This is a genomic window from Nonomuraea marmarensis, assembly GCF_043197025.1.
Classification (GTDB): Bacteria; Actinomycetota; Actinomycetes; order Streptosporangiales; family Streptosporangiaceae; genus Nonomuraea; species Nonomuraea marmarensis.
Window position 1 is genome coordinate 40,550 of sequence record NZ_JBICRM010000046.1, and the last position, 25,860, is coordinate 66,409.

Sequence of the window (25,860 nt, forward strand, 5' to 3'; positions counted from 1 at the left end):
GCAGCCGTACGGCGAGGGGCATCGCTTGGCGGTGCCCGGGCGCTCGGCGGCCGCCCCCGATCATGCGCGCTCGATCGCGGCGAGGATGGCGTCTCGGGTGAGGGGCAGGTCGCGGACGCGCACGCCGATCGAGTCCGCCACCGCGTTGGCGATGGCCGCTGCCACCGGGCCCTGGGCGGCCTCGCCCGCGCCCACGGACGGCGTGCCGGGGTGCTCCACCAGCTCCACCGACACCTCGGGCGCCTCGCTGAAGCGCAGGATCGGGTAGCTCTCCCAGTCGCCGCTGGTGATCCGGCGCCGGTCGAACCGCACCCGTTCCTTCAACGTCCAGCTCGCTGCCTGGGTGGCGCCGCCCTCGATCTGGTTGCGCACCCCGTCGGGGTTGACGACCTGGCCGACGTCCACGGCGATGGTCAGGCGGCGCACCCGTACGTCGTGCTCGGCCTCCACCTCCGCCACGACCGCACAGTAGGCGCCGTTGCCCTTGTACCGCGCGAACCCGAGCCCGCGGCCCTGCCCCTCCGGCCTCGGCGACCCCCATCCGGCCGCTCGGGTCGCCCGCCGCAGGACCTCCCGCCCGCGCGGGTCGCTCAGGTGCGCCAGCCGGTACGCGAGCGGGTCCTGCCCCGCCGCCAGGGCGAGCTCGTCCATGAACGACTCGATGGCGAACACGTTCATGAACGCGCCCAGCGAGCGCAGCGCCGACGAGCGGATCGGCGTCTCCAGGACCCGGTGACCGGTGACCGCGAGGCGCGGGAAGTCGTAGATCGGCACCGCGTTGCGCGCCATGCCCGATCCGGACGCCGGTGGCGGGTCGGCGGCGGCCGGGTAGGTCCACGGGCGCTCCAGGTGGGCGCCGGCGAGCAGTCCTGGCGCACCGGAGTAGCCGGGGCGGCTGGTGTGTCCCTGGCTCCACATGTCGTACTCCCAGGAGCGGACCAGGCCCGCCGCGTCCACCACCGCCGCCACGTCCACCGACATGGCCGAGCCGAACGGCGCCCAGGTCAGCTCGTCGCGCCTGCTCCACCGCACCTGCACCGGCCTGCCGGGGGTCTCGCGGGCCAGCAGGGCGGCGTCCAGGGCCACGTCGTCGGCGGCGTTGTGGCCGTAGCAGCCCGCGCCTTCGACGTGGCGCACCTCGATGTCTTCCGGTGCCAGGCCCAGGACCTGGGAGAGAGCCCTCCGCAGCGGATGCACTCCCTGGGTGTGGCTCCAGACCTCCAGGGTGCCGTCGGCGTTCCAGCGGGCGGCGGCGCAACTCGGGGCGATCGAGGCGTGAGCGATGAAGGGCCTGCTGTAGGTCGCGTCGAGGGTCGTGCCCTCCGGCTGCTCACCGGTGGCAGGGTGCACCTGGATGGTCTCGTGCGGGCCCTCTCTCAGGAAGCCGTGCAGGTCGTGTTCGTCGGGGAGGGTGTCGCGCTCGTCCCATTCGGCGGCCTTGCGGAGCCGGGCGAGCGCTCGGTCGGCCTCGGGTTCGGTCTCGGCCAGCACGCCCAGGAACGAGCCGTCGCGTACCACGTGCAGGTCTTCGTACGGGGTCAGGGTCTTGAGCCGGGCGGCGGGAGAGGGCGGGCGGAGGACGCGGCCGTAGAGCTGGCCGGGCAGGCGGAGGTCGTGGACGAAGCGGGGGCGCCCGGCCACCTTGTCGGGCAGGTCGAGTCTGGGGACGCTGACGCCCACGAACACGGCCGGCTCGTCCTGGATCGGTGGCTCTCCGGTTTCGAGGTCCACCGCCTTCGCCAGGCCGGCATAGGTCGTGGTCTGGTCGCCGTACCGGAACTCGCCTCGCCGTACCGTGACCTGGTCGGGGGAGACGTCCCAGCGGCGGGCGGCCTCGGCGGTGCAGGCGGCGCGCACGCGGGCGCAGGCCGCGCGCAGCGCCGGGCCTGATCGGGCGATCGACATGCTTCCCGCCGTCAACCCCTCGTCAGGCCCCTCGCCGGTACGGGCCGGCAACATCCGGACCTGGGCCAGGTCGGCGCCCAGGGCGTCGGCGGCGATCTGGGCGAGGGCGGTGAGCACGCCCTGCCCGAGCTCCACCTTCCCGGCCCGCACCGAGATGACCCCGTCCGGCCCCACCGACACGCTCATTCGGCCACCTTCAGCACCGCGCGGACGATGCGGCGGTGCACGCCGCAGCGGCACAGGTTGCGGTCGAGGGCCGCCACCACGGCCTCCTCGTCCGGCCGGGGTTCGGAGGCCAGCAGGGCGGCGGCGCTGATCATCATCCCCGACAGGCAGTAGCCGCACTGGCCGGCCTGCTCCTCCAGGATCGCCCGCTGCACCGGGTGCAGCTCCTCCCCGGGGGCGAGGCCCTCGACGGTCACCACTTCCCGGCCCTCGGCGGCTGACAGGGGCGTGTCGCAGGAGGCCACCACCCGCTCGTCCAGCAGCACGAAGCAGGCCCCGCACAGGCCCTCCCCGCACCCGAACCTGGTCCCGGCCAGCCCCAGCTCGCCGCGCAGCACGTCCAGGAGCGGGGCACCGGGGTCGGTCGTGACTTCGACAGGCGTGCCGTTGACGGTTAACCGCGTCACCGCCGCATCCCCTCCTCCGCGAAGACCTCCGGATGCTGGGAGAGCTCCACTCGCGTGCGCCTGATGTGGCCGCTCAGGCAGCGTTCGGCGTCCACGGCGTCGCGCCGTTCGATGGCGTCCAGCAGCAGCCGGTGCTCGGCGTTGACCACCCAGCGCCGCTCAGGGCCGGTGATCCGCATGAACTCCCGCCGGTGGTGCTGGGTCGTGTTCCACAACCTGACGACCATGGCCGAGAGCTGCTCGATCGCGCAACCCGAGTAGGTGAGCAGGTGGAACTCGCGGTCGAGGGCGAGGAACTCGCCGAGGTCGGCGTTCGCCTCGATCTTGTCCTGGATCAGCGCCAGGCGACGGTGGTCGTCGTCCGTGAGGCGCGGGATGCTCTCGGACAGGGCCAGGGGTTCGAGGCGCTCGCGCATCTGGTAGATCACGTCCACCTGGTGCATGCCGAGCCGGGGCACGCGGGCGCCCCTGCGCGGGTGGTGCTCCGTGAGGCCCTCGGCCTCCAGCATGCGCAGCGCCTCGCGTACCGGCAGGCGGCTGGACCCGAGGCGCTCGGCCAGCTCCTCCTGCCTGATCCGCGCGCCGGGCGCGATCGCGCCGCTGAGTATGGCCGCGCGCAGGTGGTCGGCCACCCGCTCGCTCTCAGGCGCCCGCACGGTCGAACGCCTTGCCATCCGGGTACGAGACCAGCTCGAACTGCATCCCCCAAGGGGCGAGGAAGTAGACCCAGCGCTGGCCCTCGCTCGGCCCCCTGCTGACCGTCGGCTCCCCGAGCACCTGAACGCCCTGTTCGCGCAGGTAGGTCACCGCGGCGTCCAGGTCGTCCACGTACAGGGCCACGTGATGCCCGCCGATGTCGCTGTTGCGCGGGACCTCGGGGTGCTGGCCGGGCGCGGCGTACTGGAACACCTCGAAGATCGCCTGCCCGCCGCACCTGAAGAAGTGCAGCCGTTCCATCACCGCCCGCGGGTGCACGTTGAGGTGCTCCTTCATCCACGAGCTCTCGTCGTGCCGGAAGGGGCCGAGCGAGTACATGTACTCGCAGCCGAGCACGTCCACCAGGAACGTCCTGGCCTCCTCCAGATCGGGCACCGTGAAGCCGATGTGGTCCACCCGGCTCAGCCCTGGAAGTCCGCTCATGCCGCCCCTTCCTTTTTGGATCCAAAGCAGCGTACTCCGGCCCTGGCGAGCCGGAAAGGGCTGTTCTTTGGATCCATCCCGTGTAAGGCTGAGGAATGCCTCAGCATCACCGGCTCGAACCGCGGGCGCCCTGGGTCGAGGTCGTCGCCACGGAAGAGGACTGGGACGCGGCCGACCCGCACCTGCTCACGAGCATGCTCGGCCAGCTGCTGCTGATCAGGACGTTCGAGGAGTACGTGCTCGACCTCGCCAAGTCCGGCCTCGTGCACGGCCCCGCCCACTCCAGCATCGGGCAGGAGGGCGGCGCGGTCGGCTCGATCCTGCCGTTGACGAGCGTTGACACGGTCAACGGCTCGCACCGGGGACACCACCAGTTCCTGGCCAAGGCGCTGGCCTACGTGGAGCCCAAGGGCATCGACCCGGCCAGGGACTTCTCGCCTGAGGTACGCGGGGTGCTGCTGCGTACGCTCGCCGAGATCTGCGGGCTGGACCGGGGCTTCAGCCACGGCCGCGGCGGCTCCATGCACCTGCGCTGGAAAGAGGCCGGCGCCATCGGCACGAACGCGATCGTCGGGGGCGGCGTCCCGTTCGCGGCCGGGTCGGCGTGGGCGCACCGGCAGGCGGGCACCGGGCCCAGCGGCTACACGGTGGCGGTGACGTACTTCGGCGACGGCGCCGCCAACATCGGCTCCACCCTGGAGACCCTGAACCTGGCCGCCGCCTGGCGCCTGCCCCTCTGCTTCTTCGTCGAGAACAACCGCTACGCCGTCTCCACCGCCGTCGCCGAGGCGACCGGCGAGCCCAGGCTCTCGGCCCGCGGCCCCGGCTTCGGCATCGCGAGCTGGAAGGTGGACGGCATGGACGTGCTCGCCGTCCACCTGGCCATGCGCGAGGCGCTCGCGCACATGAGGGCGGGCAACGGCCCCGCCGTCGTCGAGGCGGACGTCTACCGATATTTCCACCAGAACGGCCCCTTCCCCGGCAGCGCGTTCGGCTACCGGACCAGGGAGGAGGAGCAGGAGTGGCGCGCCCGCGACCCGATCGCGCAGCTGTCCGGTCACCTCGTGCGCCGCGGCATCCTGGCCGGTCCTGACATCGACGGCGCCGCCGCGCGGGCCAGGGAGCTCATGGTGGACATAGGCGACGTCCTGCTCGAACCCCTGCCCGGCGGCAAGCCAGGACAGCGCAGGATCAAGCCTGCGGAGTGGCCCGACCCGGGCTTCGCGCACGTGGGCGTCCGAGGGGATCTCGGGGAGTTCGCGGGAGTGCGCTTCGCCGACCGTGACACGTTCGCGGGGGAGCTGGCCGAGCAGAAGTTCATCGACGCCGTGGCCGGGGTGATGGCGCGGCGGATGCGGGCCGACGAGTCGATCGTCGTGCTGGGCGAGGACGTGCACCGCCTCAACGGCGGCACCAACGGCGCCACCCGCGGCCTCAAGGACGCCTTCCCCGACCGCGTGCTGGGCACCCCGATCAGCGAGAACGCCTTCACCGGGCTGGCCGGCGGCATCGCCTCCGACGGGCGCCACGTGCCGGTGGCCGAGCTCATGTACGCCGACTTCATGTGGGTCGCGGCGGACCAGCTGTTCAACCAGATCGCCAAGGCCAGGCACATGTACGGGGGCGACGACGCCATGCCACTGGTCCTGCGCAGCAAGGTCGCCATGGGCACTGGGTACGGCTCCCAGCACTCGATGGACCCCGCCGGCATCTTCGCCACCGCGCCGGGCTGGCGGATCGTCGCGCCGACGACGCCGTTCGACTACGTGGGGCTGATGAACAGCGCCCTGCGCTGCAAGGACCCCGTCGTCGTCCTGGAACACGTCGACCTGTACGCCTCGACGGGCGAGGGTCCGGTCGACGACCTGGACTACTGCATCCCGGTCGGCAGGGCCGCCGTCCGGCGCGCGGGCTCGCGGCTGACCGTGTTGACGTACCTGGCCATGACCTCGTACGTGCTGCGTGCCGTCGAGTCGCTCGACCTGGACGCGGAGGTGATCGACCTGCGCTGGCTCGACCGGGCCAGCATCGACTGGGACACGATCGGGGCCAGCGTCCGGAAGACGAACAACGTACTGATCGCCGAGCAGGGGCCGGTGGGGACGTCATATGGCGGGTGGCTGGCCGACGAGCTCCAGCGCCGGCTCTTCGACTGGCTGGACCAGCCGGTGCAGCGGGTGACCGGGGGTGAGGCGTCGCCGAGCATCAGCAAGGTGCTGGAGCGGGCGGCCATCGCCCAGGAGGACGAAGTGGCCGCCAAGCTCGCCGAGATGGCGGCGTACTGATGGCTCGGGTGTCGCACAGGCCGGAGGTGGCCGCCTGATGGCTCGGTTGTTGCGCATGCCCGAGGTGGCCGCGAACGCCACCGAAGCGGTCCTGCAGGGGTGGGCGGTCGCGGTGGACACGCCGTTCGCGGCCGGGGACGTGATCGCCACGGTGGAGACGGACAAGGCCGTGGTGGACGTCGAGGCCGAGGCCGACGGTGTCCTGCTGCGCCCGCTGGCGGCGGAGGGCGCCACTCTGGCGGTCGGAACGGCCATCGCGATCGTCGGCGACCTGGGGGAGCACGTGGACGACCTCGACCGGCTCGTCACCGACCTGACCACCGCCGCCTCCGATGGGGCGGCCACCCGGCCGGGCCGGGCTGCCCCCGATCGGCCCGCGCGGCTCTTCTCCAGCCCGCTGGCGCGGCGGCTGGCCCGGGAGGCGCGCCTGCCGATCGAGGACATCACCGGCACCGGCCCGAACGGGCGCATCATCCGCCGGGACGTGGAGGCGGCGATCGAGCACCGCACCACGTTCACGCCGCGCGACACCCCCGTCGCCGCCCACCAGGCCCCGGCCGAGCCCGCCCCAGCGAGCCGGATCCCGGCCGAGGCACCGGTCAGCCGGATCCCGGACGCAGCCGTCGCGGCGCGTCAGGGGCCGGAAACCAGTCCCGGCGCGGTCACCGAGGTGCCGCATACGCGGGCCCGGCAGGCGATCGCGTCGCGGTTGACCACGAGCAAGCAGACCACGCCCCACTTCTACCTGCGCGGCACCGCCCACGTCGGCAAGCTGCTCGAACTCCGCCGCCACCTCAACGAGGGCGCCCAGCGGAAGATCTCCATCAACGACCTGGTGATCAAGGCCGTCGCCCACGCCCACCAGCGAGTCCCCGACATGAACGTCATCTGGACCCCGGAGGCGACCCGCCAGTTCGGCACGGTAGACCTGTCGGTGGCCATCGCGACCGATCGCGGCCTCGTGACCCCCGTGCTCAGGTCGGTCGAGCAGCAGTCCGTCATGACGATCGCCGACGCCACGCAGGACTTCGCCAAGAGAGCGAGAGCCGGGCGGTTGCGGCAGGGCGAGCTCGAAGGCGGCGTGCTGACCGTGACGAACCTGGGCATGTTCGGCGTGGAGGAGTTCGCCGCGATCATCAACCCGCCCCAGTCCGCCATCCTCGCCGTCGGCGCCGTACGCCAGGAGCCCGTCGTCAAGGGCGGCAAGCTGAAGGCGGGCGAGGTGATGCGCGTGACGCTGTCCGTCGATCACCGCCCGATCGACGGGACGGTCGCCGCCGCCTGGATGCAGGCGTTCCTGGAGCTGCTGGCCGACCCCGTCAGAATCCTGGCGTGATCACGTAGCAGGCACTATTGATCCGGCGAACGCCGCGAAATATGGTGTTAATCGTTTCACAACAACCAGCGGCGCCGAGGTAGGGAACCACCCCCATCTCAGCCATTTCACCGAGCTATCGACCCCGCGAATCCCCATATTCCAGTAGGGAATGCTAGGTTATTCGACTAACATGAGACCAACAGTGCGACAAGTGGCCGAGCTGGCGAACGTGTCGGTCGCGACCGTCTCCTACGTGCTCAGCGGCCGGGACCGTCCGGTGGCCGCCGAGACGAGGCAGCGGGTGCTCGACGCGGCCAGGCAGCTCGGCTACACCCCCAACCAGGCCGCCAGGAGCCTGCGCAAACGCCGTACGCAGCGGGTCTGCCTGGTGCTGAGCTCGCTCGGCGGCGTGCCCACCGACGAGCGGCTGGCCACGGACCTGCACGAGATGGCGGACGCGCGCGGCTACTCCGTGGTCACGCTCGCCGTCTACTCCGAGGCCCGCGCGAGCGCCGCCGTCGACGTGCTGCGCGGCGGGATCGCCGACGGCGCGCTGGTCAACGTGGTCGGCGACCACCTCACCCACGACCTGCTCACCGGGCTCGCCGCCACCGGGCTGCCGATGGTGGTGCTGAGCAACGAGAGCGGTCTGGAGGGTTGCGACGTCGTACGCACTCCGGAGACGGAGGCGTGCGCCGAGGCGGTCGAGCACCTGCTGGCGCAGGGCAGGCGGCGCATCGCGTTCATGGCCCACCGCCACGAGCTCTACCGCGACCGGCCCGCCGGCAGGCTGCTCGGCTACACCACGGCCCTGGAACGGCACGGCGTGGACCAGCGGATCGTCACCTCGGGCGCGGACGACCGGGTGGCGGCCTACCAGACCGCGACCGAGCTCCTGCGTTCCCCCGACCGCCCCGACGCGATCTTCGCCGCCTCCGACAGGGCCGCGATCAGCGCGATCTGGGCCGCCAGGGATCTCGGGCTCAGCGTCCCCGGCGACGTCGCGATCGTCGGCGCCGGCAACATCGACGAGGGTCTCATCAGCAATCCGCAGCTCAGCACCGTCGGCCCGCTCAGGCACGACTACACCGACGTCGTACGCCTGCTCTTCGACCGCCTCCAGGCCGAGGAGCCGCCGCCCGCCCGCGAGATCGTCCGTCCCTGGACCTTCGTGCGGCGGGGCTCGTCCTAGAAGGGAAAACCGAGATGTCCCCCTCCTATCTCTCCCGCCGTGACCTGCTCCGCCTCGCCGGGGCGGCCGCCGCCGTACCGGTGTTGTCGTCCTGCGCGGGAGCCCCGACCGCGCAGACCGCCGCGCCGGGGACCTTCACCGTCTACTGGAACGCGGGCCACGACTACCAGGCCTACCGCACGGTGATCGCCGAGTTCGAGCAGGCCAACAAGGTCAAGGTCAACCTGCAGAAGTACCAGTGGCCCGACCTGCGGACCAGGCTGCTGGCCGACTTCGCCTCGGGGACCGTGCCCGACCTGGTCGAGGAGCCCGGCGGGTGGGTGCAGGAGTTCGCCATCTCCGGCAACGCCCGCTCGCTGCAGGATTACGTCGACCGCGACGGCGCCGCGATGGGCTTCCCGTCCGACTGGCGCCCCGTCACGGTCGAGCGCAACTCGTATCAGGACAAGGTGTACGGCGTGCAGCTCCACCTGACCTGCAACACGCTCTTCTACAACAAGGCCATGCTCAGGGACGCCGGGGTGGAGGTGCCGACCACCTGGGAGGAGTTCCTCGCCGCCGCCCAGAAGCTGACCAAGGACGGCGTGTACGGCGTCGCGCTCAACCAGGACTACACCTACGTCTGGCCCTGGCTCGTGCAGGCCGGCGTCACCCCGTACGACCCCGAAACCGGAAAAGTCATGACACCGGTCGCGGACGCGGTCGCCGCCTTGCAGTTCCAGGCCGACCTGGTTCACAAGCACAAGGTGGCCCCCGTGCCGGTGTCGAGCACCGACTACTCGGGCCCGCAGAAGCTGTTCTCGGCCAAGCGTGCCGCCATGATCCTCACCGGCCCCTGGGACCTGGACCCGATCAGGAAGACCAGCCCCGACGTCGAGCTGGGTGTCGCGCCGCCGCTGAAGCACAAGGAGCAGGCCACCCAGGCGGCGGGCGTCAGCATGTTCGTGCCCGCCAAGGCGGCCAGGCCCGATCTGTCGTGGGACTTCATCAAGCGCATCACCGACCTCAAGGTCGAGCAGGCCGCCACCAAGGAGACCGGCATGCTCATGCCGCGTACCTCTTGGGCGGACCTGCCCGAGGTGCAGTCGGACGAGGCCATCAAGGTCTTCGCCGACGCCCTGCCCTATGCCCAGGACTCGTCGCAGCAGGTCCGCCTCACCGGGCAGCTCGGCAAGTGGGAGGAGCAGCTCAAGGTCATGTACCAGCAGGTCCTCATCCAGAACCAGCCGGCCGCCGAGGCGCTCGGCACGTTCACCGAGGCGGCGGAGGGCTTCCTCAAATGAGGCCCCGCACCCTGGCGGGACGTTATGCCAGGACCGCCTACCTGTTCCTGCTCCCGGCGATCCTGTTCTTCACGGCCTTCTTCTACCTGCCGATCGGCAACGTGGCGGCCACCAGCCTGCGCACCGGGCCACAGGCGGACCAGTGGAGCGGCCTGGCCAACTACGGCCAGGCGCTGGGCGACCCGGCGGTGCGGCACTCGTTCCTGGTCACGGTGGTCTTCGCGGTGGCCGTGGTGGCCGGGTCGATCGTGCTCGGGCTGGCCCTGGCGCTGGCGCTCGACCAGCCGCTCAAGGGCCGGGTGGCCTTCCGGGTGCTGCTGCTGGTGCCGTACCTGACCTCGGTGGCGATCGTCGGGCTGCTGTGGCGCAACATCCTCGACCCCGAGCTCGGCGTGCTGAACCGGGTGCTGGCCGCGGCCGGGCTGCCCGAGCAGCAGTGGCTCAACACCGCCCCGCTGCTCACCATCGCCGCCGTCACGCTGTGGCAGGGCGTCGGCTACACGATGGTGTTGTTCCTGGCCGGGCTGCAGGGCATCCCCGAGACCTACCAGGAGGCGGCCAGGATCGACGGGGCGGACGCGTGGCGCCGGTTCTGGCGGATCACGCTGCCGCTGCTCGCGCCCACGACGCTGTTCGTCTCGGTGATCTCGGTCATCTCGGGGCTGCAGGCGTTCGGGCAGGCGTACATCATCACCAACGGCGGCCCCGGCGACGCCACCGACCTGTCCGTCTTCCACATCTTCAACGTCGCCTTCCGCGCCAGGGACTTCGGTTACTCCTCGGCGCAGTCGGTGTTGCTGCTGTTCGTGATCGTGGCGTTCACGCTGATCCAGCTGCGGGCCGGGCGGCGCGGGGAGGTCACGTACTGATGCGCAAGCCGCTGCTCTACACCCTGCTCGGGCTGGCCTCGCTGGTGACCGTGCTGCCGCTGGTCTACATGGTGTCGCTGTCGTTGCAGACCGAGGCGGAGACGCTGTCGGCGAACGCCGTGCTCTGGCCGGACTCGCCCCAGTGGGGCAACTATGCCGAACTGTTCGCCCGCGCGCCGTTCGGGAACTTCATCGTCAACAGCCTCGTCGTGGCCGGCGCCATCACGCTGTCGCACCTGGTCTTCGACCCGCTCGTCGGGTACGTGTTCGCCAAGTTCCGCTTCCCGCTGCGCAACACGCTGTTCGTGGCGCTGCTGGCCACGTTGATGGTGCCGTTCTTCGTGCGGATGATCCCGCTGTACGTGCTGATGGCCAACCTGGGGTGGCTGAACACGTACCAGGGGTTGATCACGCCGTTCCTCATGGACGGGTTCGGGATCTTCCTCATGCGGCAGTTCATCCAGCCCATCCCCGACGACCTGATCAGCGCGGCCAGGATCGACGGGGCCTCCGAGCTGCGTATCTACCGGAGCGTCATCCTGCCGCAGACGCGGCCCGCGCTGGCCGTGCTCGCGTTGTTCACGTTCGTCTTCCAGTGGAACGAGTTCCTCTGGCCGCTCGTCGCCACCACGACGCCCGAGATGCGCACCATCCCGGTCGGGCTCACCCTGTTCAACCAGGAGTACTTCACCCTGTGGCACCTCACGGCCGCCGGCTCGGTGATCCTCTTCGTCCCCACCGCCGTCCTGTTCCTCTTCACCCAGAGATACTTCGTGCGCGGTATCGCGCTCACCGGCCTTCGATAGGAGTTGTCTTCTTGCGCCCGAACGTGATCGTCGTCTTCACCGACCAGCAGCGGTGGGACACCGTCGGCCCCTTCACCCCGAACCTCGACCGCATGGCCAGGCACGGCACGCAGGCCACGGTCGCGCTCACCCCGCAACCGGTGTGCGCGCCGGCCCGCGCGGCGCTGCAGACGGGCCGCTACCCGACCACGACCGGCGTCTACCGCAACGGCCGCGTCCTGCCGCCCGAGGAGCGCACGCTGGCGCACCACTTCGGCGCGGCCGGCTACGCCACCGGCTACATCGGCAAGTGGCACCTGGCCGGCAACGAGCCCGTGCCGGACGAGGAGCGCGGCGGCTACCAGTCGTGGCTGGCGGCGAACGCCCTGGAGCACACCTCGGACGCGTACCGCACGATCGTGTACGACGAGGCGAACGACCCCGTCCTGCTGCCCGGCTACCGCTCCGACGCGCTCGTGGACGCGGCCGTGCGTTTCGTCGCCGACCACCACGAGGAGCCGTTCTACCTGTTCCTGTCGTTCCTGGAGCCGCACCACCAGAACGAGGTGGACAACTACCCGGCCCCCGACGGCTACGAGGAGCGTTACCAGGGCCGGTGGATGCCGCCGGACCTGGCCGCGCTCGGCGGCACCGCCCACCAGCACATAGGCGGCTACCTGGGGCAGGTCAAGCGCCTGGATGAGGGGCTCGGGCGGCTGCTGGACGCGCTGCGCAGCATGGACCTGCTGGACGACACGATCGTGGCCTACACCTCCGACCACGGCAACCACTTCAAGACCCGCAACGGCGAGTACAAACGATCCTGCCACGACGCGTCGCTCCGGGTGCCGCTGGCCCTGCGCGGGCCGGGCTTCGACGGGGGCGGCGCGATCTCCCGGCCGGTCAGCACCATCGACCTGCCGCCCACGCTGCTGGCGGCCGCCGGGCTGCCCGTCCCTCCCGAGATGCAGGGCCGCTCATTCCTGCCGTTGGTGCGCGACCCCCGGGCCTCGTGGCCGGAGGAGGTGTTCTTCCAGGTGAGCGAGTCGGAGGTGGGCCGCGGCATCCGCACGTCCCGCTGGAAGTACTACGCCGTCGCCGAGCACGCCGACCCCTGGGACGTCGCGGCCGCATCCTCTTACCGCGAGCAGGCCCTGTACGACGTGGTCAACGACCCGCACGAGCTGGTCAACCTGGCGGGGTACGCCTCGCACGCCGAGGTGGCGGCGGAGTTGCGGGAGCGGCTGGTCCGCAGGATCGTGGCGGCGGGTGAGGCGGAGCCGGTCATCGAGCCGGCCGCCGAGGTTCCCGGCCGCCCGCAGGCGATGACCGACCCGGAGGTACGGCTGCGTGGCCCCAAGCCGGTCAGATTCGGTCACCAACGCCCATAACCGGGCAAGGAGCCGACCCTCTCCTTCGAGGGCCGGCCCTTGCATGTCAACGTCAGCCCAGGCCGTTCTTCATGGCCGTGAGCAGTTCGGCGTTCGTGGTGTCGCCGCTGAGCTCCCAGAAGAACGCGCCGCCGAGGCCCTGGTTCTTCGAGTAGGTCATCTTGCCGCCGATCGTGCTCGGCGTGTCGTAGCTCCACCACTGGTTGCCGCAGTACGCGTACGCCGTGCCCGCGACCGTGCCGGTGGACGGGCAGCGCGTCTTGAGCACCTTGTAGTCCTCGATGCCCTGCTCGTACGTCCCCGGCGCCGGTCCCGTGGCCGTGCCGCCCGGCGCGGCCTGCGTGACCCCGGTCCAGCCGCGGCCGTAGAAGCCGATGCCGAGTAGCAGCTTGCTCGACGGCACGCCCTTGCTCTTGAGCTTCTGGATCGCGTTGTCGGAGTAGAAGCCGGGCGTCGGGATGCCGGTGTAGGAGGTGAGCGGCGAGTGCGGAGCCGTCGGGCCCTGCGCCGCGAACGCGCCGAAGTAGTCGTAGGTCATGACGTTGTACCAGTCTAGGTACTGCGCCGCGCCGCCGTAGTCGGCCGCGTCGATCTTGCCGCCGCTGGTGCCGTCGGCGGTGATGGCCGCGGTGACCAGGTTGCCGGAGCCGAAGCGGGAGCGCAGCGCCGACATGACGTTCCTGAACGCGGCCGGGCCGCTGGAGTCGCAGGTCAGGCCGCAGGCGTTCGGGTATTCCCAGTCGATGTCGATGCCGTCGAAGACGTCGGCCCAGCGCGGGTCCTCGACCAGGTTGTAGCACGAGTTGGCGAAGGCCGTCGGGTTCTGCGCGGCCTGGGTGAAGCCGCCGGACCAGGTCCAGCCGCCGAAGGAGAACAGCACCTTGAGGTTCGGGTACTTCTTCTTGAGCTTGCGCAGCTGGTTGAAGCTGCCGCGCAGCGCGCCGGCGTCCCAGGTGTCGGCCACGCCGTCCACGCTCTCGCCCGCCTGGTAGAACCGGTCGTAGTCGGCGTAGCTGTCGCCGATCGTGCACTGCCCGTTCTGTACGTTGCCGAAGGCGTAGTTGATGTGCGTCAGCTTGGCCGCCGAGCCGCTGGTGTCGATGTTCTTGACGTGGTATCCGCGCTGGTAGACGCCCCACTGGACGAAGTAGCCGAGGACCTTGTTACCGCCCCCGCCACCACCGCCGCCCGTGGTCGTGGCGCTGACGGAGTTGCTGTTGGCCGAGCGGTTGCCGGCCGCGTCGCGGGCGCGGACGGTGTAGGAGTAGGCCGTGCTGGCGCTGAGGCCGCTGTCGGTGTGGGAGGTGCCGGTCACCGTCGTGATCAGGGTGCCGCCCCGATAGACCTCGTAGCCGGTGACGCCGACGTTGTCGGTGGAGGCGTTCCAGGCCAGCGACACGCTGTTGCTGGTGACGCCGGTCGAGCGCAGGTTGCCCGGCACGGTCGGCGCGCTCGTGTCGGTGCCCCCGCCACCCGTCGTGGTGGCGGTGACGGAGTTGCTGTTGGCCGAGCGGTTGCCGGCCGCGTCGCGGGCGCGGACGGTGTAGGAGTAGGCCGTGCCGGCGGTCAGGCCGGTGTCGGTGTGCGTGGTGCCGGCGACGGTGGTGATCAGGGTGCCGCCGCGGTAGATCTCGTAGCCGGTGACGGCGACGTTGTCGGTCGAGGCGTTCCAGGCCAGCGACACGCTGCTGCCGGTGACGCCCGTGGAGCGCAGGTTGCCGGGCACCGAGGGCGCGCTGGTGTCGGTGCCGCCGCCCCCGCCCGTGGTCTTCCACAGTGCCGGGACGTTCGGGGGCTCCCAGCCGGGCTGGGAGGTGTGGCTCTGGACGCATTCGTACTCGACGCCGTTGTACGTGACGCGGGTGCCCGCCGTGTACGCCGTCCACGGGGCCCAGTCGGCGAAGGCGGCACTTGCCGAGGCCACGGCTTGAGGTGGGGCGACGGCCGCCGCCGTGAGGGGCAGCAGTAAGGCCGCCAGCCCGGCGAGGACCTTGCTCAGGATGGTGTGTCTCATGATGCTCCGACATCCGGTTGGGGGGTTGTACGGGGTGGGATGCCAAGGGAAACTATTAGGAAAGTTTCCTTTAAATTATGAGACGACGTTAGCCTCTGCCTGCGGAGGCGTCAATATGTGAAATCTCTGCCCGACCAGCGTGGCGGCCTGATGCGGCCTTCGGTGAGCCGGCTGATCGCGTACGTCTCGGCCCGAGTGCCGCTGGCGGGCACGGTCACGGCGGTGGCCACCTGGCTAATCGTCCACCGCTGACCGTGCCGCCCCGGACAAAGGGAACCGGGGCATCAGGTCACGCCCTCCACAGTCGTATCGGGCCATGGTCTACCGCCATATCACCTTACGAACCGGACCGGACGTCGAGCCTGTGGCGGAGGTCACAAAGCCAATACGACGGGCCCTTTCTCACCGGCATTCGCGGCGAACACCAGGACGGTCCGGGCGCTTTACCGTACTCGGCCTTTTGTGGGTAAGACCGCCCGGCCGGCCAGGGGGAGGCCGGAAAATTCTACGGCCGACCTAGAAAGACGTTTAGCAATGATGACCAGGCAGATCAGCGGCGTAGCTCGCCGTAGTCAAGTGCTTCCTGTCCATTCTTACGGCGAACGTCAGAGCAATCTCGGGGAGCCGAGACTTTTGCCTCTGCCGGATGACTTTCGCCAGGTCCCTCACTAGCGTGAATGTGATTGCCAGGCCGCATCGATCTCTTACCGGATCGACGCGGCGTTTCGATTCCGGGGGCTTCTCCCGGAGTTCAAGAGAGGTGATCGCATGATCAGGTTCCGCAACGCTCTCGCGGCAGGCACGATGGTGGCCTCCGCCCTCGTCGCCCCCGTCGCCATGTCGGCCCAGCCCGCCAGCGCCGACCGTTCGGTCCAGCAGGCCACCACGCAGACGGTCACGTACCCTCTGATCCCCTGCAGGCGCACCAAGAATCCCGCTAGATGCCGCGCCCTCCGTCACGGCGGCGGTGGCGGCGGTGGCGGTGGCGGCGGAGGCGGCGGCGGAGGCGGCGGCGGCAACGTCGACATCTCCAACACCAACATCGCCGGCGGCGGCGGCGGTGGCGGCGGTGGTGGCGGAGGCGGTGGCGGCGGAGGCGGCGGCGGTGGCGGTGGCGGCGGCGGAGGTGGCGGCGGCGGCCGCTGATCCACCCGCACCGGTCCGAGCGCTTCTGTCCCCAGAGACACTGAAGCCGTCGAACAGCCGAGGTGTCCTGGGCCGTTAGCCCGCGCCAAAGAAATCAGGGTAGGGCCGCACCGAACTCCGGTGACGGCCCTCTCACCTGGCCAGGCACATCCTTGCCTCCGCCCCTGCCGCCGTCCGCCCTTCGCGCTGGGCCTCCCGCATCGCGGCGGCCGTGCCGCCGCGGCTGATAACGGTTGCGGAACGGTCGCTGACGCGGAGGTGGACTGTAGCGCAGCATTGAGGTGTGGCAGGAATTACCGCCTGGCGGCGGGCGGCTGAACGCCGGGGGCCCTATGTGGCTCGTGCGGTGGCCGAGTTGCGATCCTGGCCCGCGCTGGTGGTGAGCGACACCCGGCGCGGCGTGGCATTCGCGGTAAGCGGCACCGAGATCCTGCGGACGACCGGCGCGGTCGAGGTGCGGGTGCGCCTGACCGCTCCGGCGATCGACCGGCTGGAGCCGTACCTTCGGGAGTGTGACCAGGTGCAGGCCTGCTCCGACCGGGCCTGGGTGGCCGTGCAGGTGGACGCGGAACCCGACCTGGAGCTGCTGCTCGCCCTGGCCAGCGTGGCGATCAAGGCGCACGTGCCCTGAGCCATGCGCTCCCCGAGGCGTGATCGTCCCCACCGTGGGGCAGGCCACAGGATGGCGGAGAACCGGGGCGCGAAGGAGTGTCAGGCATGGCCGTCTTGCTGCTGGGAACCTTCGACACCAAGGGCGACGAGTACGCGTACGTCCGCGACCTCATCACCGGCGCGGGACAGGAGGTGGTGCTCGTCGACGCGGGAGTGATGGGCTCCCCGTTACTGCCCGCCGACGTGGGACCCGTGGCCGTCGCCGAGGCCGCGGGGACGAGCCTGGAGGAGCTCAGGACCGCCGCCGACCGGGGCGCCGCCCTGCGCGCCATGGCCGGCGGCGCCACGGCCATCGCCCAGGAGCTGTACGCCGGCGGCCGCCTGAGCGGTGTGCTGGCCCTCGGCGGGAGCGGCGGCTCCTCCATCGCGGCGGCGGTCATGCGGGTGTTGCCCGTCGGCCTGCCCAAGCTGCTCGTCTCGACCATGGCCAGTGGCGACGTATCGGCATATGTCGGGCAGACCGACGTGACGCTCATGTACAGCGTCGTCGACGTCGCCGGGATCAACTCGATCTCCCGCCAGATCCTCGGCAACGCCGCGGCCGCGATCAGCGCGATGGCCGCGGCGTACGACACCCGGCGCGCCACCGACGCAGCAGGGCACGAGGACCGGCCGCTGGTCGCCGCCACGATGTTCGGTGTCACCACGCCCGCCGTGGACGCCGCGCGAGCCCGGCTGGAGGGGCTGGGCTATGAGGTGCTCGTGTTCCACGCCACCGGGTCGGGCGGGCGGGCCATGGAGGCGCTGGTCGCGAGCGGGTACTTCGCCGGGGTGCTCGACCTCACCACCACCGAGCTGGCCGACGAGCTCGTCGGCGGTGTCCTGTCCGCCGGTCCCGAGCGCCTGACCGCCGCGGGCGCCGCCGGCGTGCCGCAGGTCGTCAGCCTGGGTGCGGTGGACATGGTGAACTTCGGCCCGATGGACACCGTGCCCGAACGGTTCAAGGACCGCAGGCTGCTGGTGCACAACCCGACCGTGACGCTGATGCGTACCACTGCCGGCGAGAACGCCGAGATCGGCCGCACGATCGGGGCGAAGCTGGCCGCCGCCTCCGGGCCCGCCGCGCTGTTCGTCCCCCGGGGCGGCGTCTCGGCCGTGGACGTCGAAGGAGGGCCCTTCTGGGACCCGGCCGCCGACGCCGCGTGCTTCGAGGCCGTACTGCGGGCCGTGGCCGGAAGCGACGTCGAGGTGGTGGAGAGCGAGCACGACATCAACACCGCGCAGTTCGCGGTCGCGGCCGCCGACCGCCTGCACGAGCTGATCCAGAAGGGAACGGTATGAATCGCGACGAGGCACTCGGCAGGCTCCGCGCCGAGCAGAAGGCCGGTCGGTTGATCATCGGGGCGGGCGCGGGCTCGGGGCTGTCCGCCAAGGCGGCCGAGACCGGCGGCGTGGACCTGCTCATCATCTACAACTCCGGGCGGTTCCGGATGGCCGGTCGCGGTTCGCTCGCCGGGCTGCTCCCGTACGGCGACGCGAACGCCATCGTGGTCGAGATGGCCGGCGAGGTGCTCCCGGTCGTCAAGGACACGCCGGTGCTGGCGGGCGTCTGCGGGACGGACCCGTTCCGGCTCATGCCGCAGTTCCTCGACGAGCTGCGCAGGATGGGCTTCACCGGCGTCCAGAACTTCCCCACGGTCGGCCTGATCGACGGCGTCTTCCGCGCGAACCTGGAGGAGACCGGCATGGGGTACGACCTGGAGATCGAGATGATCAGGCTGGCCGCCGAACGCGACCTGCTCACCGCCCCGTACGTGTTCACCGCCGAGCAGGCGACGGCCATGGCGCGGGCGGGCGCCGACATCCTCGTGCCGCACATGGGCCTGACGACCAAGGGCAGCATCGGCGCCAAGACCGCGCTCACCCTCGACGAGTCGGCCGCCCGGGTGCAGGAGATGTACGACGCCGCCGTCGCCGTGAACCCCGGCATCATCGTCCTGTGCCACGGCGGCCCCATCGCCGAGCCGGACGACGTGCGTTACATCCAGGCGCGTACGTCCGGGATCGCCGGCTTCTTCGGCGCCTCCTCCATGGAACGCCTGCCCGCCGAACGCGCCATCGCCGACCAGCTCCGCGCCTTCAAGCAACTGCCCGCGTGAAAGGGAGAACCGCAATGCACCGCGAACCGGACACCGTGCCCACGATGCTCTTCGACTGGGGATCGATCAAATGGCACATCACGCCGGGCACCGTGCCGGGCGCCTCGTCCAGCTTCGGCGAGGTCGTGATCAACCCGAACAAGGGGCACGACCGCCACCAGCATCCCTTCTCCGACGAGGTCCTCTACATCATCGAGGGCGAGGGGCGCCAGACGGTCGGCGACGGGCCGGAGTTCGCCGTCAAGGCCGGTGACGCGGTGTGGATTCCGATGGGGACGCTGCATTCCACGTTCAACTCGGGGTGGCGGCCGTTGCGGATCATCGCCACGTACACGCCGGGCGGCGCCGAGGACGCGCTGCGCGACCTGCCGGACTTCGTCGAACTGGTCCCCGGCGAGCACCCGACCTGGGCCGTGGCCGACGTCAAGCCGGGGTGACGGGCGGCGTGTCGTGCGTGTGGAACGACTCGATCGTCTGCAGGCCCCCGACGTGGCCGATGTGGGCGATGTCGTGCAGGAGCACGTTCACGTACCTCATCCTTCCTCGGCTCGGGGGAGTGGGAACGCCGCCTCGTCGCCGCTTCACGAACATTGACAATATTGTCAACGACATCAACTGTAGAGAGCCCCGGTGGCGCCGGCGGCGGGGGTTAGTCGGCAGTCGTCTCCAGGGCCTTGGCGACGCTGCGCAGGTGCTGCCGCATGGCCGTCTGGGCGGCCTCCGGGTCGCGGGCGACGATGGCCGCGACGATCAGCTCGTGTTGCGGCAACGACACGGCGGCCCGTCCCGGTTGCCGGGCCAGCCGGAACTTGTGCCGTACGACCTGCGCCCCCAGCCGTTCGATGATCGACGCCGAAGTGCGGTGGCCGGCGATCTCGCGGACCTTGGCGTGCAGGATGGCGTTGAGCTCCGAGTATCGGTCGAGGTCGTTCGCCGCCACGGCGGTGCGCATGTCCGCGACGATCTCCCGGAGCCGCCCGGCCTGCTCAGGGGTGACCCGTTCGGCGGCCTTGGCGGCGGACAGGCCCTCCAGCACCATCCGCACTTCCGTGATCTCGACGGCCTCGGCCTTGGAGATCACGCGGACGCGGGCGCCCTTGTTCCGCAGGATCTCGACCAGCCCCTCCGCGGCCAGCTCCTTGAACGCCTCGCGCACGGCGGCCCTGGTGGCGCCGAACTGCTCGCACACGTCCGCCTCGACCAGCCGCTGGTTGGGCACGAAGTCGCCGCCGAGTATGACCGCCCTGATCCGGTCGGTCAGCGTCTCCTCGAGCCGGGATCCTGGGATCACGGAATCCTCCCGCAGTTCGAAGCCTCCACGGTCGGCAATATTATCGACAATTCTCCCCGACGAACGCGGCTCATGGGGCATCCGGCGGCCTGCGACGCGGTGGCTGCGCTCCTCGCCTAGCCCCGCCCCGCCTGGTTGACTCGGCGGCGGCTCGCAAGCTGGGGCGAGCCGCCGTCCGGGACCCGGCCGCTGTGCGCTCGTGGCGTTGTGTTCAGGACTGTCCCGGGCGGCAGACCGTGCCGGGCGCGGGCAGGCGCAAATCGGTCAGGTACGCGTTGGCGTACGCGATGACGCAGGCGTTCCCCGTGAGGTAGAGCCCATGACCGTGCCCGTCGAACCGCACGGTCGCCGACCCCGGCACCCGCCGCACGATGTCGGCGGTGTCGTCGTGATCGGTCCACGAGCCCGCACCCAGGAACGGCGGCAGTCCGGAGGGCAGGGGCGCGGCCGGGTTCGTCACGGGCGTCGGCCAGCCTGCGCAGCCGAGGCGGTGCCACAATCCCATCCCCGCCAGGTTCGGCGACACCCGCTCACCCATCGCCCGCACCTCCCGGTATTCGCGATAGTCACGGAACCGTAGCCCGTCGGCGCACTGGGTGGCGTTCATGCCCACGAACGACGGCGGCTTGAGGCTCCCGACCCCCGCCTGGATGTAGCCCGCGAACCCGCCGGCGTCCCCGGCCTCGGCCTGCCGGATGGCCTGGGCGAGTTGCCGCCAGCGCGGATACTCCGGCGCGGGCCCCGGCCCGACCAGGTTGGGCATCGCCGCGACCTGCAGGTCGAACCCGCTGTACGCCACCGGCCCGGGCTTCGCCGCGGTCGGCTTCGCGGCGGACGGCCGGCCGTTCGGGGCGGTCGGCTCAGTGATGCTCTTGACGGGGATCGGCGTGCGATCGGCATCCGCCACCAGCTTCCGCCACCGCCTGGCCAGATCCGTTCCGCATACGTTCGCCGACTGGCACCACTCCACGAACCGCCCGAACTGCGCCTCATACGTCCGGTACCGAACGCGAGCATCCGTGGCCGCATCCCGCAGCTGATTGACCGCACCATCCAGGTACATGGCCCGCACCCGCCCGGGAAACAGCCGGGCATAGGCGACGGCAGGCACCCCGCCGTATGAGGTGGCGACGAAACTCAGTCGCTCCTCCCCGATGGTGCCCCGGATGGCCTCGATGTCCCGCGCGACGGACTCGGAGTCGAGATGGTCGAAGAATTCGGGGTCGACCTTCCTGCACTCCTGCGCCCGGTCACGCACGATCGTCCCCAGCCTGGCGTACTCGCCCCGGCTGTCGGGCCGGGTGAGCCATGGCCCGCCGGCGAAGCACTCCTGCGGCAGGATCCCGAATGAGGTGGCGTTCCGCGGCTGGAAGCTGACCACGTCGAACCGTTTCCGCAACTCCGCGAAGCTCTTGCCGTAATAGGTGAGATCGTCGACCCCGGACCCGCCGGGCCCACCGGGAATGCTGAACACCGTACCGACCCGGCGACCGGTGGCGGGCAACTTGGCGATCTCCAGGGAGATCGTGCGGCCACCGGGCTCAGCCCAGTCGACCGGCACCTCAACGGAGGCGCACCGCAGCTCCTCCGGCCGCGAGTCCCCTTGGCACGCGCGCCACCCGAGGTCAGGGGTCTGGGGAACGACCAGGAGCGCGCCGAGCAGGACACCGATTGTCATCAGATTCATGCCTTCCACACTCGCGGCACCGCGGCCGGATCTCCATCGTGGCCAGGCCCGTCCTGAAGGTAGTGCCAGGACTACCGCCCTAATAAATTAACCGCCGAGAAATGGCCCATGTCTTTTCGGTGACGATAAAGGGTCGCCGCGCACGGTTAAATCCGGCGGGTCCGCTCAATCGTAGAATTCAGTACGGAGACACCTGCGCACGTTAAGAGGTAAGGCATTGTCGCGTCCCCAGCCGGGAGAGGATCTCGGCCAGATCGCCGGTTACCGGGTCACCGGTTTCCTCGGCGAGGGCGGCCAGGGTGCGGTCTACCTGGGCTTGAGCCCGTCGGGTGGCGAGGTCGCGATCAAGGTGCTGCACGCCCGGCTGTCCGAGGACCCCGAGTCCAAGCGGAGATTCTTCCGGCAGGTGGAGCTCGCCCGCCGGGTCGCCCCTTTCTGCACCGCCCGGGTGCTCGACATGGGAATGCACGACGACCGCCCGTACATCGTGAGCGAATACGTATGGGGAGATCCCCTCGAACGCGTCGTCAGGAGGGACGGGCCGCGGACCGGCGGCGGGCTGGAACGGCTGGCGATCGCGACCGCGACCGCGCTGGCCGCGATCCATCGCGCCGGCGTCGTGCACCGCGATCTCAAACCGGGCAACGTCATTCTCGGCCCTGAGGGCCCGGTCGTGATCGACTTCGGCATCTCGCGCGCGCTCGACCACGCCGCCACCATGTCGGGGGCGCTCGGCACGCCCGGCTACATGGCGCCCGAACAGGTCACAGGGGGCGAGATCGGCCCGGCGGCGGACGTGTTCAGCTGGGCCGCGACGATGGTGTTCGCGGCCACGGGGCGGCGCGCGTTCACCGGTGACTCGGTCGCGGCGGTGCTGCACTCGCTCCTGTACGACGCGCCCGACCTGTCCGGCGTCCCCGAGCCGCTGCTGCCGCTGGTGGCTGCCTGCCTGGACAAGAACCCCGAGCGCCGGCTCCCGGCCGACGAGCTCGTCCGCGCCCTGACCGGCGGCGACCGCGCTCTGACCGGCGGCGTTCCGGCGGCGGAGGTCACCACGCCGCTGCCGCCCCGCCGCCGGGTGCCGCGCCGCGCGCTGGTGGCCGGCGCGGTGGCCGTGTGCGCGGTGGTGGCGGTCCTGGCCGTGTCGATGTGGCCGCAGTCACGCGGTACGACCCCCGTACTCACGTCCATCTCGGCGACCCCGCTGGGCACGGAGATCGGCGAGCCACTCACAGGTCACACCAACGACGTACGGGCGGTGGCGGGCGTGGGCACCCTCGACGGCGTTCCCACCGTCCTGACCGGCTCCGACGACGAGACCGCCCGGATCTGGAACCTCCGGACCTCCAAGCAGATCGGCGACCCGCTCACCGGCCACACCGAATGGGTCAGGTCGGTCGCCCTCGACCAGCTCGACGGTGTGCCGGTCGCCATCACCGCGAGCGACGACGACACCGCCCGCGTCTGGGACCTCACCACCGGGCGCTCCCGTACCCTGAGCGGCCACACCGGCGACGTCAAGTCGGTGGCGACCGGCCGGATCGGCGGCAGGCACGTGGCCGTCACCGCCTCCGCCGACGGCACCGCCCGCGTGTGGGACCTGCGGTCGGGCAAGCAGTTCGGCGCGCCGCTGATCGGTCACGACGGCCCGGTGTGGGCGGTGGCCGTGGCCCAGATCGGCGGCGCTCCGGTGGCCGTCACCGCGGGCGACGACAAGACCGTACGCGTGTGGAGCCTGGATGACCGGAAGCAGCTCGGCGAGCCGATGACCGGGCACACGGGGTGGGTGCGTTCGGTGGCGATCGGCAACGTGGGCGGCAGGCCGGTGGCGGTCACGGGCAGCGAGGACATGACCATCCGCGTCTGGGACCTGACCACTAGGAAGGAGCTCGGCCCGCCGCTCACGGGGCATACCGGGTTCATCTGGTCGGTGGCGGTCGGCAACCTGGGCGGTACACCGGTGGCGGTCTCGGGCAGCGAGGACAAGACCGTCCGAGTCTGGGACCTGGCCGGTAAGAAGGAACTCGGGTCGCCGTTCACCGGGCACAGCGACGCCGTCTGGTCGGTGGCGACGGGCCTGCTCGACGGCAAGCCGGTCGCCATCAGCGGCAGCCGTGACCAGACGGCCCGCGTCTGGAGCCTCGGAGGCTGACCGCGCCGGAGGCGCAGATCACCGCAACCGACAGCCCGCGCAGGCCGGTCCGGCGGGCCTGCGCGGTGTCCCTGCTGCCGGTGCCGCATCCTTCCTGTTCGGCGTTCAAGCGCGATCACCGCTCACATCGAGAGATACGGCGGGCACAGCACGAAGGTTCATGGGCTTTACACCGGTTTGCGGTCCGCGGGCGTAACGTCCCGGCCGTGAGGTCCAGTCTGGCGCTTCTCGCGTGCGCCTGCCTCCTGACCGGATGCGGCAGCGGCCCCCCGCAGCCGTCGCCCGCGACGGCGCCTCCGACAGCAACGGCATCCGGTACGGCGACGGCACCCGCGACAGCGACGGCGACGGCCGGGCTGGTCGAGCGCCTGCGGCAGGGGGGACACGTCCTCTACATCCGCCACACCGCAACCGACACTACCCAGGACGCCCCCAGCCCCGACCTCTCCGACCCCGGCACCCAGCGCAACCTCTCCCCGGCGGGCAGGGAACAAGCACGGCAGATCGGGCAGGCCATCCGCCGCCTGCGGATCCCCATCGGCCAGGTGCTGGCCAGCCCCTACCGGCGTACCAGGGAGACCGCCGAGCTGGCGTTCGGGAGAGCGCAGGAGATCCGCGACCTCATCAACGAGATCTACCCCGGCGCCGACGACGAAGAACTCGCCAGGGCCCTGCGCCGGCTCCTGAGCCGGCGCCCGGCGGCGGGAACCAACACCGTGCTGGTCTCGCACGGCTTCAACCTGTCACGCGCCACCGGCCTGTCCACCGCGGAAGGCGACACGGTCGTCTTCTCTCCCGGCACCATGGAACCGGTGGCCACGATCGGTGCCGACGAATGGCGATCGCTGAAGGAGTAGCCATGACTCGCCTGGCAGCCGTACTCGCGGCGGTGCTCACGCTCACCGCCTGCTCCGCCGAACCTCCACCGGCCTCGCCGGCCGCCGGGCCGACCGTCCAGCGGTTCGAGGTGCCGCAGGGAGCGGGCCCGCACGACGTCGCCTCGGCCGCCGACGGCGGCGTCTGGTTCACCGCTCAGAGTGCGGGCTACCTCGGCCACCTCGACCCCAGGACCGGCGAGGTCACGAGGGTGCCGCTCGGCGACGGCTCCAGACCGCACGGCGTCATCACGGGACCGGGCGGGCACGCGTGGGTGACCGACGGCGGGCTGAACGCGATCGTCCGCGTGGACGCGACCACCAGGCAGGTACGCCGCTACCCGCTGCCGGACGACCGCGCGGACGCCGACCTCAACACGGCGGCGTTCGACAACACGGGCGTGTTGTGGTTCACCGGGCGGAGCGGCGTCTACGGCCGCCTAGCCCCGGACACGGGCAAGATGGACGTGTACGACGCGCCACGCGGCCCCGGCCCGTACGGGATCACGGCCACACCCGGCGGCGACATCTACTACGCGTCGCTGGCTGGCAGCCACATCGCCAGGATCGCCCGCGACACCGGCCGCGCCACGATCCTCGAACCGCCGACCTCCGGACAGGGCGCCCGCCGGGTATGGGCGGACACCGACGGCCGCGTCTGGGCCAGCGAATGGACCGGCGGCCGCCTGGCCCGCTACGACCCGAAGAGCGGCGAATGGAAGGAATGGCCGCTGCCCGGCGACGCCCCGCAACCGTACGCCGTGTACGTGGACCAGGCCAACACGGTCTGGGTGAGCGACTTCGGCAGCGACCGGCTGGTGAGCTTCGACCCCGCCACCGAGCGCTTCACCCCCGCGAACGGTGAGGCCGCGGGGGTACGCCAGATCCACGGCCGTCCCGGCGAGGTGTGGGGCGCGGCGTCCGGCCAGGACGCCTTGCTCCTGGTGAAGACGGCCGCCGAATAACCGCCCCGACGCCGGCTTCGTATCACCGTTTTCCGGATGAGTCCTTAATGCCCTTGGAGGACGCTGCTTCGGCGTGAAAAGGGGGGCCTGCTCCGCCGTACTCCGGATTGTTGCCAGCGGGGGTGCTGTGATCGGTGAGACTGAGGGTGGGCGTGGCCG

The 25,860-nt window shown here is 70.9% G+C and carries 23 protein-coding genes; 16 read left to right on the forward strand and 7 right to left on the reverse strand.

Annotated elements, in window-relative coordinates; translation table 11 throughout:
* Positions 1–60 precede the first annotated feature (60 nt).
* The 4 genes from ACFLIM_RS44765 to ACFLIM_RS44780 are packed head-to-tail and all read right to left on the reverse strand — an operon-like array spanning position 61 to position 3,677.
* Positions 61–2,091: a xanthine dehydrogenase family protein molybdopterin-binding subunit gene (locus tag ACFLIM_RS44765; protein WP_393175947.1), complete on the reverse strand. Its 2,031-nt coding sequence runs from the start codon at positions 2,089–2,091 to the stop codon at positions 61–63.
* Complete coding sequence (locus tag ACFLIM_RS44770) at positions 2,088–2,537, reverse strand: (2Fe-2S)-binding protein (protein ID WP_393175949.1); 450 nt, start codon at positions 2,535–2,537, stop codon at positions 2,088–2,090. Before ACFLIM_RS44770 ends, ACFLIM_RS44765 begins: the two co-directional genes overlap by 4 nt.
* Positions 2,534–3,211, reverse strand: coding sequence for a GntR family transcriptional regulator (locus ACFLIM_RS44775; protein WP_393175951.1), 678 nt, complete (start codon positions 3,209–3,211; stop codon positions 2,534–2,536). The genes ACFLIM_RS44770 and ACFLIM_RS44775 overlap by 4 nt, the downstream gene beginning before the upstream one ends.
* Complete coding sequence (locus tag ACFLIM_RS44780) at positions 3,180–3,677, reverse strand: VOC family protein (protein WP_393175953.1); 498 nt, start codon at positions 3,675–3,677, stop codon at positions 3,180–3,182. The genes ACFLIM_RS44775 and ACFLIM_RS44780 overlap by 32 nt, the downstream gene beginning before the upstream one ends.
* A 95-nt stretch (positions 3,678–3,772) precedes the next feature.
* On the opposite strand from ACFLIM_RS44780, the gene ACFLIM_RS44785 reads away from it, so the two are divergent.
* The 7 genes from ACFLIM_RS44785 to ACFLIM_RS44815 all read left to right on the forward strand — a co-directional run bounded on the left by ACFLIM_RS44785 (position 3,773) and on the right by ACFLIM_RS44815 (position 12,800).
* A complete protein-coding gene (locus ACFLIM_RS44785; RefSeq protein WP_393175955.1) occupies positions 3,773–5,962 on the forward strand; it encodes an alpha-ketoacid dehydrogenase subunit alpha/beta in 2,190 nt (729 codons plus the stop codon).
* A 37-nt stretch (positions 5,963–5,999) separates the two neighbouring features.
* The gene (locus ACFLIM_RS44790) at positions 6,000–7,298 is read left to right on the forward strand and encodes a dihydrolipoamide acetyltransferase family protein (protein ID WP_393175957.1); all 1,299 of its coding nucleotides are present in this window, start codon (positions 6,000–6,002) and stop codon (positions 7,296–7,298) included.
* Between the two features lie 193 nt (positions 7,299–7,491).
* Complete coding sequence (locus ACFLIM_RS44795; RefSeq protein ID WP_393175959.1) at positions 7,492–8,472, forward strand: LacI family DNA-binding transcriptional regulator; 981 nt, start codon at positions 7,492–7,494, stop codon at positions 8,470–8,472.
* Positions 8,473–8,486: 14 nt separating this feature from the next.
* Positions 8,487–9,755, forward strand: a complete 1,269-nt coding sequence (locus ACFLIM_RS44800) for a sugar ABC transporter substrate-binding protein (RefSeq protein ID WP_393175961.1) — start codon at positions 8,487–8,489, stop codon at positions 9,753–9,755.
* Positions 9,752–10,624, forward strand: coding sequence for a carbohydrate ABC transporter permease (locus ACFLIM_RS44805; protein WP_393175963.1), 873 nt, complete (start codon positions 9,752–9,754; stop codon positions 10,622–10,624). Before ACFLIM_RS44800 ends, ACFLIM_RS44805 begins: the two co-directional genes overlap by 4 nt.
* The gene (locus tag ACFLIM_RS44810) at positions 10,624–11,430 is read left to right on the forward strand and encodes a carbohydrate ABC transporter permease (RefSeq protein ID WP_393175965.1); all 807 of its coding nucleotides are present in this window, start codon (positions 10,624–10,626) and stop codon (positions 11,428–11,430) included. Before ACFLIM_RS44805 ends, ACFLIM_RS44810 begins: the two co-directional genes overlap by 1 nt.
* 11 nt (positions 11,431–11,441) lie before the next feature.
* Positions 11,442–12,800, forward strand: a complete 1,359-nt coding sequence (locus tag ACFLIM_RS44815; protein ID WP_393175967.1) for a sulfatase-like hydrolase/transferase — start codon at positions 11,442–11,444, stop codon at positions 12,798–12,800.
* 52 nt (positions 12,801–12,852) lie between these two features.
* Here the strand turns inward: ACFLIM_RS44815 and ACFLIM_RS44820 are convergent, their stop codons facing one another.
* On the reverse strand, positions 12,853–14,814 hold the full coding sequence (locus tag ACFLIM_RS44820) for a glycosyl hydrolase family 18 protein (RefSeq protein WP_393175969.1): 1,962 nt from the start codon (positions 14,812–14,814) through the stop codon (positions 12,853–12,855).
* Positions 14,815–14,931: 117 nt separating this feature from the next.
* Here ACFLIM_RS44820 and ACFLIM_RS44825 point away from each other — a divergent pair, with 117 nt between their 5' ends.
* The 6 genes from ACFLIM_RS44825 (at position 14,932) to ACFLIM_RS44850 (ending at position 19,168) form a co-directional block, all read left to right on the forward strand.
* Positions 14,932–15,066, forward strand: a complete 135-nt coding sequence (locus tag ACFLIM_RS44825; protein ID WP_393175971.1) for a hypothetical protein — start codon at positions 14,932–14,934, stop codon at positions 15,064–15,066.
* Positions 15,067–15,582: 516 nt separating this feature from the next.
* Positions 15,583–15,960 carry a hypothetical protein gene (locus ACFLIM_RS44830; RefSeq protein WP_393175973.1) on the forward strand — a complete coding sequence of 126 codons (378 nt, stop codon included), beginning with the start codon at positions 15,583–15,585 and terminating at the stop codon, positions 15,958–15,960.
* Positions 15,961–16,243: 283 nt separating this feature from the next.
* Entirely contained in the window at positions 16,244–16,591 is a 348-nt protein-coding gene (locus ACFLIM_RS44835) for a luciferase family protein (protein WP_393175975.1), read from the forward strand.
* 86 nt (positions 16,592–16,677) lie between these two features.
* Positions 16,678–17,913, forward strand: a complete 1,236-nt coding sequence (locus ACFLIM_RS44840; RefSeq protein WP_393175977.1) for a Tm-1-like ATP-binding domain-containing protein — start codon at positions 16,678–16,680, stop codon at positions 17,911–17,913.
* Complete coding sequence (locus ACFLIM_RS44845; RefSeq protein ID WP_393175979.1) at positions 17,910–18,731, forward strand: phosphoenolpyruvate hydrolase family protein; 822 nt, start codon at positions 17,910–17,912, stop codon at positions 18,729–18,731. The genes ACFLIM_RS44840 and ACFLIM_RS44845 overlap by 4 nt, the downstream gene beginning before the upstream one ends.
* A gap of 14 nt (positions 18,732–18,745) precedes the next feature.
* Entirely contained in the window at positions 18,746–19,168 is a 423-nt protein-coding gene (locus ACFLIM_RS44850) for a cupin domain-containing protein (RefSeq protein ID WP_393175981.1), read from the forward strand.
* A 212-nt stretch (positions 19,169–19,380) separates the two neighbouring features.
* Here ACFLIM_RS44850 and ACFLIM_RS44855 read toward each other — a convergent pair whose 3' ends face one another.
* A complete protein-coding gene (locus ACFLIM_RS44855; RefSeq protein WP_393175983.1) occupies positions 19,381–20,022 on the reverse strand; it encodes a GntR family transcriptional regulator in 642 nt (213 codons plus the stop codon).
* A gap of 211 nt (positions 20,023–20,233) precedes the next feature.
* On the reverse strand, positions 20,234–21,709 hold the full coding sequence (locus tag ACFLIM_RS44860) for an alpha/beta fold hydrolase (RefSeq protein ID WP_393175985.1): 1,476 nt from the start codon (positions 21,707–21,709) through the stop codon (positions 20,234–20,236).
* A gap of 217 nt (positions 21,710–21,926) precedes the next feature.
* On the opposite strand from ACFLIM_RS44860, the gene ACFLIM_RS44865 reads away from it, so the two are divergent.
* The 3 genes from ACFLIM_RS44865 to ACFLIM_RS44875 all read left to right on the forward strand — a co-directional run bounded on the left by ACFLIM_RS44865 (position 21,927) and on the right by ACFLIM_RS44875 (position 25,701).
* Positions 21,927–23,861 carry a serine/threonine-protein kinase gene (locus ACFLIM_RS44865; RefSeq protein ID WP_393175989.1) on the forward strand — a complete coding sequence of 645 codons (1,935 nt, stop codon included), beginning with the start codon at positions 21,927–21,929 and terminating at the stop codon, positions 23,859–23,861.
* Between the two features lie 206 nt (positions 23,862–24,067).
* The gene (locus ACFLIM_RS44870; protein ID WP_393175991.1) at positions 24,068–24,718 is read left to right on the forward strand and encodes a histidine phosphatase family protein; all 651 of its coding nucleotides are present in this window, start codon (positions 24,068–24,070) and stop codon (positions 24,716–24,718) included.
* A 2-nt stretch (positions 24,719–24,720) separates the two neighbouring features.
* Positions 24,721–25,701, forward strand: coding sequence for a Vgb family protein (locus ACFLIM_RS44875; protein ID WP_393175993.1), 981 nt, complete (start codon positions 24,721–24,723; stop codon positions 25,699–25,701).
* Positions 25,702–25,860: the final 159 nt, after the last annotated feature.